The organism is Bacillus sp. R45 (assembly GCF_021729365.1).
In the GTDB taxonomy this organism is placed as follows: domain Bacteria; phylum Bacillota; class Bacilli; order Bacillales; family Bacillaceae; genus Bacillus; species Bacillus velezensis.
The window spans coordinates 2,747,564-2,761,302 of the sequence record NZ_CP091421.1; the positions used below are offsets into that span (position 1 = coordinate 2,747,564).

General features: G+C 50.4%; 11 protein-coding genes. 2 read left to right on the plus strand and 9 right to left on the minus strand.

Translation table 11 applies throughout. The features are described from left to right. Nucleotides 1-18: 18 nt before the first annotated feature. The gene (glcD, locus tag L3V45_RS13445; protein ID WP_236837035.1) at nt 19-1,431 is read left to right on the plus strand and encodes a glycolate oxidase subunit GlcD; all 1,413 of its coding nucleotides are present in this window, start codon (nt 19-21) and stop codon (nt 1,429-1,431) included. Continuing rightward, complete coding sequence (locus L3V45_RS13450) at nt 1,428-2,756, plus strand: (Fe-S)-binding protein (RefSeq protein WP_236837036.1); 1,329 nt, start codon at nt 1,428-1,430, stop codon at nt 2,754-2,756. The genes glcD and L3V45_RS13450 overlap by 4 nt, the downstream gene beginning before the upstream one ends. Before the next feature lie 68 nt (nt 2,757-2,824). Here the strand turns inward: L3V45_RS13450 and cstA are convergent, their stop codons facing one another. From cstA to araB, 9 genes are all read right to left on the minus strand, one after another. Beyond that, complete coding sequence (gene cstA, locus L3V45_RS13455) at nt 2,825-4,621, minus strand: carbon starvation CstA family protein (protein ID WP_236837037.1); 1,797 nt, start codon at nt 4,619-4,621, stop codon at nt 2,825-2,827. A 111-nt stretch (nt 4,622-4,732) separates the two neighbouring features. Then, nucleotides 4,733-6,232 (minus strand): arabinosylfuranosidase ArfA, encoded by a 1,500-nt coding sequence (arfA, locus tag L3V45_RS13460; RefSeq protein ID WP_015387875.1) that lies wholly within the window; start codon nt 6,230-6,232, stop codon nt 4,733-4,735. Nucleotides 6,233-6,250: 18 nt separating this feature from the next. Further along, nucleotides 6,251-7,078: an arabinooligosaccharides ABC transporter permease AraQ gene (locus L3V45_RS13465; RefSeq protein WP_007612991.1), complete on the minus strand. Its 828-nt coding sequence runs from the start codon at nt 7,076-7,078 to the stop codon at nt 6,251-6,253. 18 nt (nt 7,079-7,096) lie between these two features. Continuing rightward, a complete protein-coding gene (locus tag L3V45_RS13470; RefSeq protein ID WP_003152513.1) occupies nt 7,097-8,038 on the minus strand; it encodes an arabinooligosaccharides ABC transporter permease AraP in 942 nt (313 codons plus the stop codon). 41 nt (nt 8,039-8,079) lie between these two features. Continuing rightward, entirely contained in the window at nt 8,080-9,375 is a 1,296-nt protein-coding gene (locus L3V45_RS13475; RefSeq protein WP_196616062.1) for an arabinooligosaccharides ABC transporter substrate-binding protein AraN, read from the minus strand. 31 nt (nt 9,376-9,406) lie between these two features. Beyond that, a complete protein-coding gene (locus tag L3V45_RS13480) occupies nt 9,407-10,591 on the minus strand; it encodes a sn-glycerol-1-phosphate dehydrogenase (RefSeq protein WP_236837038.1) in 1,185 nt (394 codons plus the stop codon). Beyond that, on the minus strand, nt 10,588-11,394 hold the full coding sequence (locus tag L3V45_RS13485) for a sugar-phosphatase AraL (RefSeq protein ID WP_370880546.1): 807 nt from the start codon (nt 11,392-11,394) through the stop codon (nt 10,588-10,590). The genes L3V45_RS13480 and L3V45_RS13485 overlap by 4 nt, the downstream gene beginning before the upstream one ends. Further along, nucleotides 11,372-12,061, minus strand: a complete 690-nt coding sequence (gene araD / locus L3V45_RS13490) for an L-ribulose-5-phosphate 4-epimerase (RefSeq protein ID WP_003152509.1) — start codon at nt 12,059-12,061, stop codon at nt 11,372-11,374. Before araD ends, L3V45_RS13485 begins: the two co-directional genes overlap by 23 nt. Next, nucleotides 12,054-13,739 carry a ribulokinase gene (gene araB, locus L3V45_RS13495; RefSeq protein WP_052586414.1) on the minus strand — a complete coding sequence of 562 codons (1,686 nt, stop codon included), beginning with the start codon at nt 13,737-13,739 and terminating at the stop codon, nt 12,054-12,056. The genes araD and araB overlap by 8 nt, the downstream gene beginning before the upstream one ends.

The window sequence follows — 13,739 nt, forward strand, 5'->3', positions numbered from 1 at the left end:
TCAGGGAGGTTGGAGAACATGATTTCACGAGAGGCAAAAGAAGCGTTCATCCGGACGGTCGGGAAGGAGAATTATGATGATTCGGCGGCTGGCCGTCTTGTGTATTCTTACGATGCGGCTCCTCAGCTGCAAGCCATGCCGGATGCGGTAATCGCTCCCCGCAGCGCGGATGACGTGTCCCGTATATTAACGATTTGCAGCAGGCATGACATTCCGATCGTGCCGAGGGGTTCAGGCACAAACTTATGCGGCGGCACATGTCCGTCTGAAGGCGGGCTTGTGCTTTTATTCAAACATATGAACCGCATTCTTGAAATCGATGAAGAAAATTTGACGGCAACCGTCCAGCCGGGCGTGATCACGCAAGATATGATTCATGCGGTTGAACGGAAAGGGTTATTTTATCCGCCTGATCCGAGCAGCATGAAAATATCGACGATCGGCGGGAATATTAATGAAAATTCCGGCGGGCTGCGCGGTTTGAAGTACGGCGTCACCCGGGATTATGTCCTCGGCCTTGAAGCCGTCTTGGCTTCAGGCGATATCATCCGCACAGGAGGGAAGCTGACAAAGGATGTCGCCGGTTATGATCTGACCCGGCTTTTCGTCGGATCAGAAGGTACGCTCGGCGTTGTGACGGAAGCGACTTTAAAGCTGGTTCCAAAGCCGGAAACGAAAAAAACGCTGCTTGCACTCTATGAACATATTGAAGCGGCTGCGGAATCTGTTTCTGCCATCATCGCTGAAAAAATCATTCCGGCGACACTCGAATTTCTGGATCAGCCGACACTGCAGGTCATTGAAGATTACGCCAAGATCGGGCTTCCGACCGATGCAAAAGCGGTGCTGCTGATCGAACAGGACGGTGACATCGAAACGGTCAGACGAGATATGGAAAAAATCGAAGCCATCTGTAAAAACGGAGCAGCCGTATCCGTCCAAACGGCCGAAACCGAGGAAGAGGCATTCGCGCTTACAGAGGCCAGACGGTCCGCATTATCAGCCCTTGCCCGGCTGAAACCGACGACGATTCTGGAAGACGCGACCGTGCCGAGATCACAAATTGCCGGCATGGTCAAAGCCATTAACGAGATTGCAGAAACATACGGCCTGTCCATCTGCACATTCGGCCATGCCGGAGACGGCAACCTCCATCCGACGTGCACCACCGATATCCGAAATACAGAGGAGATGGAACGTGTCGAAAAAGCTTTTGCCGCCATTTTTGAAAAAGCGATTGAGCTGGGCGGGACGATAACGGGTGAACACGGGGTCGGCATCGTAAAAGCGCCGTATTTAGAAATGAAGCTGAAAACAGAAGGCATTACCGCCATGAAAGCGATCAAACAAGCGCTTGATCCCCAAAATCTGCTGAATCCGGGAAAAATATTCGCCAATTCATCAAAGAAACGCGTGGTGATGATGAAATGACAACGGCTAAAGAGAAGCAACACATTCAAACAGAATTCAAAAACCGCATGGATGAAGGTGAATTGCTGAACTGTATGCGCTGCGGCTTCTGCCTTCCTTCCTGTCCGACCTATATCGAATCAGGATTTCAAGAATCCCATTCGCCGCGCGGCCGGATCGCCCTGATGAAAGCCGTCACAGACGGACTGATCGAACCGGATGAAGATGTCGAGCGCTCACTTTCGCTGTGTCTCGGATGCCGGGCATGCGAGCCCGTTTGTCCGGCAGGGGTCAATTACGGACAGCTGCTTGAAGAAGCGAGGGATATCATTCATCAAAATAAAAAACATAAGCCCGGCGTGCGCCTCTTGCGGAAAGCCGCCTTCACCGGGCTTTTCCCTCATCAAAACCGCATGCAGGCAGCCGTGAATCTTCTCGGAATATACCAAAGATCGGGACTGCAGACCGCCATCAGAAAAACCGGTATGCTGCGCGTTTTGCCTGAACATCTGCGCACAATGGAACAAGTGCTCCCGCCCGCCCCGAAACGGAAAGACATGAAGGAAAGGCCGCGTTTTCTTCCTGCCGCGGGTCCCGTCCAAAAACGGGCCGCTTTTTTCTCGGGCTGCTTAATGGATACGATGTTTTTAGCAACAAATCATGCGACAACGGCGCTTTTACAGGCGGCCGGGTGTGAAATCGCGGTTCCGGACGGCCAGGCGTGCTGCGGCGCGCTTCACGGGCACAGCGGAGAAAAAGAGATGGGAAAAGAACTGGCCAAGCGGAATATCGCCGCTTTTGAGGCGCTTGACGCTGATTATATCATTACAAACGCCGGCGGATGCGGCGCCTTTCTTCAGGAATATCCGCATTTACTGAAAGATGAACCTGGATGGGCGGAACGTGCCGAACAATTCGTCCGGAAGCTCAAAGACTTTTCATCCGTACTGGTTGATCTGAAGTTCCATCAAAAAAACCTGCGGGCGCAGTCTCCTCATATCGTCACATATCAGGACTCCTGCCATCTCCGCAATGTGATGCATACGTCAGAGGAACCGCGCACGCTTTTGAAAAGCATTAAAGGGGCTGAGTACAGAGAAATGGAAAAGGCCGACAGCTGCTGCGGGTCGGCGGGAATTTATAATATAACAGAGTCAGAAATGTCTATGAAAATATTAGACAGCAAGATGAAAGCCGCCGGAAAAACGGAGGCGGCCGTCATCGTGACAGCCAATCCCGGATGCCTTCTGCAAATGCAGCTCGGCATTTTACGCGAAGGATTAACAGACCGTGTCCGCGCGGTTCATTTGGCGGATTACCTTTTGGAAGCGGCGGATTTGTCATAAGCCGAAAGCAGAGAGACCGATCGGCTCTCTGCTTTTATGATGCTGCAATGTTCGGATCGGCCGCGGATTTATCCGGGTATTGAAGCTTCCAGTCTGGCACTCGGATCACGCCATACATTCGCCCATTTTTTCACAGCCGCAATGATAATCACAAGCCCGAGAATCAGCATGATAATGGATAAAACGCCATTCAGCACGCTGTATCCCGCCGCTTCGGGGTTCAAATACACATACCGCACCATCCAATAACCCGCATAGTTGACGGTCACGTACAAATAAGCGAGAGGAATCAGACATGTCAGCATATAGCGCCGCTTATCCGCTATTTTTAATACGACGGTCGCACCGATGATTAAGCCGACAGATGCCATAAGCTGATTGGATACGCCGAACAGCGCCCAAATGGAACTGATGTCGCCCGAATACAGAAGATAGCCCCACAGCAGGCAGGCGAGCGCGCTTGAGAAAATCGAGCCCGGCAGCCAGTCTGTTTTTTTCAGCGGCTTATAGACTTCTCCGAAAAACTCTTGAATCAAGTACCGGGCGACACGGGTTCCCGCATCAATCGCCGTTAAAATAAACACCGCTTCAAACATAATGACGAATTGAAAAAAGTACGAAGCCAAATGACTGAAAAACGGAATCTCCGTAAAGATATACGTCATTCCGACGGCAAGCGTAACGGCTCCGCCCGTTCTTCCTTCCAGACTGAGCCCGATTTCTTTACTCAATTCAGGCAGATGGACGACATTCATCCCGAGGGCGCGGAATATTTCAGGCGTGCTGTTAATGGCAAAATAGTCGGCGGGCTCAAGAGCGGCAGCTGCAATGAGCGCCATAATTCCGACGAGACATTCCACAAGCATCGCTCCGAAAGCAACCGGTTTTATATCACTCCATTTATCCAGCATTTTCGGCGTTGTGCCAGAACCGACAAATGCATGAAAGCCCGAAATGGCGCCGCAGGCAATCGTTATTGAAATAAACGGCCAGACAGGACCCGCGATCACCGGCCCTCCGCCGTGAATAAACTCCGTTACGGCCGGGAATTTAATGGCGGGATTGACGAAAAAGACGCCTGCGATCAAAGCGGCAAAAACCCCGATTTTCATAAAACTGCTTAAATAGTCACGCGGAGCCAGCAAAAGCCAAACCGGAAGCGCCGCGGCGAAAAACGCATAGACGGGAAGCGCCACTGCAAGCGTTTTCGCGTCAAGTGTCAGCATGTCCCCGAGAGCCGTTGTCTGCAGCCGCGGCCCGATTACAACACCGGCCATTAACAAAAGAAACCCGACAGTTGATGCGAGTTTGAGATTGACCGTTTTTTTATAGTAGAGGCCGACCCCCATCGCGATCGGAATCGTAATCCCCACCGCAAACGTTCCCCACGGGTTTTTCTCAAGCGCGTGCAGCACAACCATGGACAGACCCGCCATCGTGATCGTAATGATAAACAGCATGGAAAGACCGGTGCAAAAGCCCGCCACCGGGCCGAGCTCTTCTTTGGCGACTTCAGAAAGCGTTTTCCCGTTTTTCCGCATTGATGCAAACAATACGACAATATCGTGCACGGCTCCCCCGATCACTGCTCCGATTAACAGCCATAAAAGCCCGGGCAGATAGCCAAACTGAGCTGCCAGAATCGGTCCGACAAGCGGGCCGGCAGCGGCGATTGCCGCGAAGTGGTGGCCGAATGACACCCACTTATTCGTGGGCACATAATCTTTCCCATCCTCAAGCACATGGGCCGGAGTCGGTGTCTGATCATTGATTTTTAATACTTTGACCATCATAAAGGTACCGTAAAGCCGATAGGCGATCGCCAAAATACATATAGACGCTATGACGATTGTAATCGCATTCATTTAATCCCAGCCCCTTTTCTCTTTTTCTAAATATTATCATAATTATCAGATAACAGGAGATGATTTTTGCGTAAAAAAAAGCCGGCAGCGGCAGCCCGGCTTTTCGGAACATTATTTTCCTGATAAACGGATGACATTCCAGGACAGCGGAGTAAAATGTGCCGTTATCCCTTCAGCGTTTGCCGAAGACGTTCCGTTGGAGTGAGGAATGACTTCTTTTCTGTTTTTTTGATTGGTTGCTTTCATATCCTGATGCTCCAGCACGATATGCTCAATGATGCGGTAATCTTCAAACCCCCTCAGTTTGATCTCCGTTTCCATCGGTTCCTTGCTTTTGTTGACGGCAAAAATGGTCAGTGCTTCATCCTCTTCATGGTAAACGGCCGCGGCATCAACATACGGCACATCCGTAAAGTCCGCCGAGTCGTATTTCGGGGAGGTGATCAGCAGCTTCATCGAAGTCCCTCTCCCGTAGACTGAGGCGTGCATGTAAGGGTAAAAGATCGGCTGCCTCCATGCTTCTCCGCCCTTTTCAGTCATGATAGGCGCAATCACGTTGACAAGCTGGGCGAGACAGGCGATCTTCAGTCTGTCCGCATGCTGCAGCATCGTAATCAGCAGTGAACCGATCAACAGCGCATCTTCAAAATTGTAGATGTCTTCGAGAATCGGCCGGGCCGTAATCCATGGCTCCACTTTTTTATCCGCTTCATTTGAGTGATACCACACATTCCATTCATCTAAAGAAAGGTGAATCGTTTTTTTGCTGCGTTTTTTCGCTTTCATATAATCACATACGGCTGTGACGGATTTAATAAAATGGTCTAAATCCATAGACTTCGCCAAATAGTTCTCAAGATCATTTTCATGGTTGCCGTAATACGTATGCAGTGAAATGTAATCCACATGCTCGTACGTATGCTCAAGCACCTCGGCCTCCCACTCGATGAAGGACGGCATGCCGCTGTTTGAGCTTCCGCAAGCCACCAATTCGATCGTCGGGTCCGTCCATTTCATCACCTTTGCTGTTTCAGCGGCAAGCCGTCCGTATTCATGCGCCGTTTTATGACCGATCTGCCAAGGGCCGTCCATCTCATTTCCTAAGCACCATGTTTTGATGCCGTAAGGTTTTTCATATCCGTGCGATTTTCGTAAGTCGCTCCAGTATGACCCTTCAGGATGGTTGCAGTATTCGACGAGGTTCCGGGCGGCATCGATTCCTCTCGTCCCGAGATTGACCGCCATATTCACTTCGGCGTTCACTTTTTTCGCCCACGTTAAAAATTCATTCGTCCCCACTTCGTTCGTTTCTGTCGTCTGCCATGCCAAATCAAGCCTCCGCGGGCGGTTCTTCACCGGCCCGACGCCGTCCTCCCAATTGTAGCCTGAGAGAAAATTCCCTCCCGGATAGCGGATGAACGGCACTTGCAATTCCTTGATTAACTCCTGCACGTCTGTTCTGAAACCGTCCTTGTCGGCTTTCGGGTGTCCGGGCTCATAAATGCCTTCATACACCGCCCGGCCCATATGTTCTATAAAAGATCCGTACATCCGTTTGTCCACTTCACCGATGATATATTCTTTATCTGCTGTAATCCCCGCTTTTTTCATTACATTTCCTCCCTCTCTCTATCCCTTCACTCCGCCTACTGTGAGGCCGGAAATGAAGTATTTTTGAAAAAACAAGAATATGATGATCACCGGCAGTATCGCAAAAACGGACCCGGAAATCAGCATGTCATAGTTGTTGCCGTACGGACTCAGCAGCCCTGAAAGTCCGATTGGAAGCGTAAACATTTCTTTCGACCGAAGCACGATCAGCGGCCATAAAAAGTTATTCCAGCTGTTTAAAGATTGAAGAATGATCATTGCTCCGAATGCCGGTTTCATGAGCGGCGCCATAATTCTGAAGAAAATGCCGAATTCGGTGCAGCCGTCCATTCTCGCTGAATCAAGCAGATCTTTCGGAAGTCCGAGCGCATATTGCCGGAAAAAGAACACGGCGACAGGCGACACAATAAACGGCAGAATCACCCCCGTATAAGAATCGATTAAATGAAGACCCACCGTCAATTTGAACAACGGGAGCATCATCACTTCAAGAGGCACCATCATAATGATCAGCACAAGAACGAAAATAATATTTCTGCCTTTAAACTCGTAGACACCGAGTCCGTAGCCGATCAAAGAGGAAAAAAACAGCGTGAGAACCGTGGTGAGGACGCCGAGCAGCAGGCTGTTAAAAAACCATTTAAAATAAATGCTCCCCCCGTTGAACAAATAGGTGTAGTTATCAAGGCTCATCACATCCGGATCAAGACGCAGATTCAGCCCGATGCGCATCAGCTCAGATGACGGCTTTAATGAACCGAGCAATAGACAGATCATCGGAAAGATATACAACAGGCTCAGCATGATAAAAAACAAGGTAAACGCGACTCTGTACACGGAAAACATGTGATTGTTACGCAACGCTTATCCCTCCCCTTTAAACGAACCGGACAGTTTCAGTGAAACAAGGCTGACTAGTAAGATGACAAGCAAAAGGACAATTCCGATTGCTGCCCCGTACCCCATTTCGTTGTATGCAAGCCCCTGCTGATATAAATAACCGACAAGCGTGAGGCCGATATTGCCCGGGGAATTATTCTGCCAAAGCACATAGCTTTCCTCAAACATTCTGAAACCGCCGATCATACTGATCGTTAACACATAAACGGACACCGGCTTTAAAAATGGAAGGGTGATATGCCGGAACTTTTTCCACGTACTCGCCCCGTCAATTTCAGCCGCCTCATACAATTCTTTCGGCACATTTTGCAAACCCGCCAGAAAGTAAAGAATGTTAATCCCCATCCACCTCCATGACGCAAGCAGCACCATTAAAAACATGCCGGTACCTTTGTTGTTGAGCCAGTTTTGGGGTGATGCGCCAAGCTTCATCATCAGCTCGTTTGCAAGCGACGTATTCATTTCTCCGAACATCAGCCGGAAAATAATCCCCGCTACGATCGTCGATGTTAAAGCCGGTACAAACAGAGCCGATTTAAACACATTTCTGAACCTGACGAGCTTTGAATTCAGAATCACCGCTAAAAGAAGCGGCACCGGAATCAGCACGATCAGCGTCCAGAAGGTATATTCCAATGTGTTAAATAATGCCGTATAAAAGGTTGGATTAAGAAGAGCGGTATAATTGGAAAACCCGACAAATGTAATTTCTCCCGGCAGTATCCGCTGAAAGCTCATGATAAACACGCTGATGATCGGATACAAAAAGAAAACGAGAAACGAAATGATAAATGGCGCCGTAAAAAGATAAGGCGCCGCTTTTTTTGAATACAGCACATTGCGCCGGCGCGGCTTCTTCCGGACTGCAGAAACGGTTTGCGCTGTCTCTGTCTTTACAGGTCTCATAAAAGCTCCCCCGCTTTCACTGTTAAATAGGGCGGCTTCTCCTATTTTTCTAATTGCTCTGCCGCCTCGTCCAAGGCTTCCTCAGGTGTTTTTTCCTGCGTCTTCAGCGCATCGAACAGCACCTGTCTGACAACGAGATCAGCCGCTTTAGAGAAGTCTTCATGCAGATAAATCGGATTGATCTCATCTTTTATTTCAAGGAGCGAGGAAAAAATTGACGTACCGTTCCGGAAGAAATCCGTGTACTTGTTTTTCTCCTTCAATTCTTTTGAATCCCACACGTCCCAGCGGAGCGGGTCAAAGCCGAGCACCGTCCACAGCTTTATGTTCCCTTCCTTTGAACCTTTCGCAAATCCGAGAAATTCTTTCGCGAGCTCCAGATGTTCAGCCTGCTTCGGCACGACGGTGGCTGTTCCGCCTAAACCCGCTGATCTGTCACCGCCTTCTTTCCAGGCCGGCATAGGGTAAATCGCCATTTTCCCTTTTAAATCAGGCATATAATCGATAAACCGTCCCATGTACCAAATGGGCATCAGCACTGAGGCTGCCCCGCCCTGATTCATAAAACCGTAATATTCTTCGCTGTGATGGCCGCCGCCGGGAGCCGGCAGAAGGGTTTTATCATTTACCATGTCCTTTACATCATTCAGTGTATCTGTATTCGTCTTGCTGTTCAGAATCAATTTTCCGTTTTTGCTGTAGTAGCCTGACCCTTGCTGCGAAATCATGGATAGGAATGTGGCGGAGTCGTTTGTTTCAACCGTTCCCATCGGTTTCCCAGCGGCTTCACGCACTTTTTTTCCTGCCCGCCGGTAATCTTCCCATGTCTTAATGGAGGCGGGATCAACGCCCGCTTTTTTCATGATATCCATGTTGTAAAACATGACGGTCGTCCCCACATGTGTATCAAGGCCGTACAATTTTCCGTTTTTGCTGTATAAGGCCAGACGCGCTTCCACAAACTTATCGCGGTCTTTTTCAATCAGCGGCGTCAGATCGGCAAGCGGGATATCCTTCCCCTTCAGAAAGTTCGAGAACCGGCTTAATTCCACGTCGGCTATATCGGGAAGCCCCTCACCCGCGATCAGCGAAACCGATAAATTATCATGCATTTGTCCATAAGGATAAACAACGGTATTCAGCTTGATTTTGCGATTTGGATATTTCTGATTCCATTCTTTGACCATTTCCTGATAAAACTGTTCGTGCAGACCGTTAAACGTCCAAAACGTCAGCTCCGTTTCTCCCGGCCGGCCGGCAGTCCGTTCTTGTGAACAGCCGGCGGTAAACAAGAAGAGCATCATCAGCACCAAACATACAGCGGTCGTTTTTTTCATGTCATTACCCCTTCCACTTTAGGCCGTGCGGCTATTGATGCAAATGATGTGCAAAGAGCGCTGCATTTTCATTTATGATGGTTAAACCGGTATAACGGTCTCGCAGTGTGTGCGCATGCTTAAGCGCATCGCTGACAAGGTCCTTTTTTACACCGATCTCATCGAAACAGGCGGGACCTCCCGCAGATGAGAGCCACCCGGCAATTGTTTTGCCGTCGGGAAGCCCTTCATATGCGGACTGAATCGCCTCGCGAAAGTGCGGCGGCAGTTCAGCAAGCTTTTCGTGACAAGCCAGTTCTTTGTAAATATCACTCAGCACCGCGCACGCACAGCCGACCTTCGTACCGTGGAGAATCGGAGGCTGTTTTGCCTTCAGCATTTCCATCTCAATCCAATGCGAGATGTGATGCTCTCCTCCTGAGGCGGGGCGGGAGTGGTCAAGAGCAAGCATGACAAGACCCGAAACGATCAGCGCTTCCATCAGTATCTGAATGCCGGCCTCCGTTCCCATGGCAATGTCAGCGCGGTGATCAATGCACTGCCAAAGCGCGTCTTTCACAAGCTTCGCCCCGGCTTCTGAGTACGGCTCACCCGCAAGGCTGCGGGAAATCTCCCAATCAGCCAGCGATGTTATTTTGCCGAGCATGTCACCGAAGCCCGCGGCTGTCATTGAACGGGGCGCTTCTTTTAATACATTCGTATCGGCAAATAAGGCGATGGGCGCTTTCGTTTGAATCGTCGTTTTGATTCCATTTAATATGAGCGGCGCTCCCGCCGATGTAAAACCGTCGACTGACGGAGCGGTGGGGAATGAGATAAACGGCAATCCGCGCTGATAAGCGGCAAACCGCGTAATGTCGTGAATCGTTCCTGAACCTGCCGCAATGATAACATCCGTCTCTTCCGCGAGATTGATCAGCGTATAGACCAGTGTCCTCTCATCAGCCGCGGCGGCCCCGGCTTCATGCTCCGGAATGATGACTTTTGACGCTTTGATTCCGCCTGCCCTTAATTCGTCCGCAAGCAGACGTCCCGCCGCCTCGTACGTGTTCCGGTCACAGACGATGACCGGATGATTCCAGCATTTTTTTTGCAGAAATCTGAGAAGCTCTTCTTTTGCATTCGCCTCGATCACGATATCTTCTATTTGAATCGGTGAGCGGCTGCCCCCTTCCTTGTCAAACTCGGATTGAATGTCCTCAGGAGAACGTTTCATAAAAGGATTCCCTCCTTCGCTAATTCTGTCAGGTCTTTAATAGAATCAAGGACGATGTCAGGTTCATATAGACGGGGCTCCCCAAGTTTGGCCGACCCCGTCAGAACCAATATGCTTTTCATTCCGTACAGCCTGCCCATTGCGATATCAGATTCGAGGCTGTCTCCGATTATGGCGCATTCCTCAGGGGGAAGTCCGAGCGCTTCACATGCCGCCTCAGCCATCAGCCAAGACGGTTTGCCGATGACAAGCTCCGTTTTTGCTCCGGCGGATGCTTCAATGGCCCCGATCATTCCCGCGACATCCATGGCATGACCGCCTTCATTCGGAAAGGAGCGGTCTTTGTTCGTGGCGATGATGCGCGCGCCGGAGGAAGCCGCCTTAAAAGCGAGATTCAGATCCTTATAGGTGACGGTTTCATGCAGGGAGATGACAAGCCAGTCTGCCGCCTGCGGGTTTTGCGCCAGGACGACACCCGCTAAAGCGAGTTCATCAGTCAGCCCTTTCTCTCCTAACACCCAGACCTTTGACAAAGGATAATGCTTCTTTAAAAATGATGCCGTCACACTGGAGGACAGCACGATGCTCCGTTCATCCGTGCGGATACCGGCACCCAGCAGTTTCTTTCGGCACATTGCTCTTGATAGATTGCCGCGGTTGCTTAAAAAGACAACGGCTTTGCCCAGTGACTGAAGGGTATGAACGGCTTCTTTTGCGCCGTCAATCAGCTCCCGCCCCCTGAATACGGTTCCGTCTAAATCAATCAGAAACCCGGCTGCGTCAAGTTTGGCCATAATAAGCATTCGCCCCGTGTTTTCTGTAAAAATGCTTATCATGCAGCACTCTGTCGATCGGACTGAGCTGTTTGTTCAGCATAAGCGAATGGTAGGCCATTTCCGCTACCGTTTCGAGCACAACGGCGTTATGCAGGGCATTCAGCGCGTCCGTCCCCCAGCAGAACGGGCCGTGGCTGTGGACGAGGACACCCGGATTTTGTTCATACGGTTCGTTTTGAAAGGTTTCGGCTATAACTTTGCCTGTATGATACTCGTAATCTTTCACAATTTCTTCTTCATACATTTCCCTCGTGCAGGGTATAGCGCTTTCAAAGTAATCCGCGTGAGTCGTTCCGAGAGCGGGTATGTCTCTTCCGGACTGCGCCCAGCTCGTCGCCCAGCGGGAGTGAGTATGAACGATTCCGCCGATAGCCGGAAACGCTTTATACAGATAAAGATGGGTCGGCGTGTCAGAAGACGGTTTCAGCGAGCCTTCCAAAATGTCTCCGTCCTCATTCAGGACGACCAGTTTGTCAGCGGTCAGCTCACTGTAATCGACACCGCTCGGTTTAATGACGATTCTCCCGCTCTCTCTGTCAATGCCGCTGACATTCCCCCATGTAAACGTGACAAGGTTATGTTCCTCAAGCTTCAGATTGGCGGCGAGCACTTCTTCTTTTAACGCTTCAAGCATGGCGGCTCCCCCCTTTCGCAAAATCACGGTTTTTAATGGCTTTCAGGCGTTTCATGACATTGTTTTCTTTGCCGAAGTAGTGTACGAGCTCTTTATATTCCGCATATAAGCTGTCATAAATCTCAGCTCTTTCCCGGTTCGGGGCATAAAAGCCGTCTTTTAATTTCCCCATATGCGCACATGCTTCAGCAATATTGGAGAATCCTCCGTTTTCCCGTCCCGCGGCGAGCGCTCCGAAAATCGCGGAGCCCAGTGCAGGTGCCTGCGGAGATCCGGATAATTGAATGTCCATATTTGTGACGTCTGCGTAAATCTGCATGATAAACGGATTTTTTTCGGCGATTCCTCCGGCTGCGTAAAGCTCTTCGACCGGAACGCCGTTTTCCCGGAACGTTTCGATAATCATCCTTGTTCCGAACGCCGTCGCTTCAATCAATGCCCTGTAGATTTCTTCGGGCTTCGTGTGCAGCGTCATGCCGAGCATCATGCCCGTCAAATCGGCGTCCACCAAGGTTGACCGGTTTCCGTTCCACCAGTCAAGCGCGAGAAGGCCGCTTTCCCCGGGAACAAGTTCTGCTGCTTTTTTGCTGAGCAGCTCGTGAATGTCTATGTGTTTATCCTCAGCTTCCTTCTCATAGTCTCTCGGAACGCACGTTTTGACGAACCATTCAAAGTGGTCGCCGACACAGGACTGCCCCGCTTCATATCCCGCATATCCGGGCAAAATGCCGTTATTGACGACCCCGCACATACCGGGGACGATATGTTCTTCCTCGCCGAGCAGCACATGGCAGGTAGACGTTCCCATGATCATCAGCATTTTCCCCGGCTCTGTAATACCGACCGCGGGCACTGACACATGAGCGTCGACATTGGCGACGGCAACGGCCGTCCCCGGCAGAAGCCCGGTCAGCTCCGCCATTTTTTCGGTCAAACCTCCTGCTTTTTCCCCGACTGAATAAATCGCGCCGCTTAATTTATCCTGTGTAATCGTTTTCATTAACGGGTTGAGCTTTTCGAAAAAATGATCCGGCGGATACCCCGTCTCCTCATTCCAGATTGCTTTGTAGCCGGCCGTGCAGTTGCTTCGCTTCAATGAACCGCACAATTGATAGACGATCCAGTCTGCCGCTTCCACAATCCGATCTGCCGCCTTGTATATATGCGGCGCTTCTTCCGCGATTTGCATGATTTTCGGGATCATCCATTCAGAAGAAATTTTACCGCCGTATCTTTTAAGGAATGTTTCTTTTGTGTCTTCGGCAATCGTGTTCAAACGGTCTGCATGTTTTTGAGCCGCATGATGCTTCCACAGCTTCACATAACTGTGGGGCTCCCGTTCAAATTCCGGCAGCATACAAAGCGGCTGCCCCGCGCCGTCTATCGGTAAAATCGTGCAGGCGGTAAAATCAATTCCTATGCCGATCACGTCTTTTGGATCAGCGCCCGCCTGCTCAAGCAGGTTCGGAATCGCCGTTTCCAGAACTTCGATATAATCGGCAGGATGCTGAAGCGCCCAGTCCCGAGGGAGTTTTTCACCCGTCTTCGGCAGCGTGCGGTCGATGACGGCATGAGTGTATTCTTTTACCGCAGACGCGATTTCTTCACCCGTGCGGACATTGACAAGCACCGCCCGGCCGGACAATGTGCCGAAATCAACACCAATCGTATACGCCAT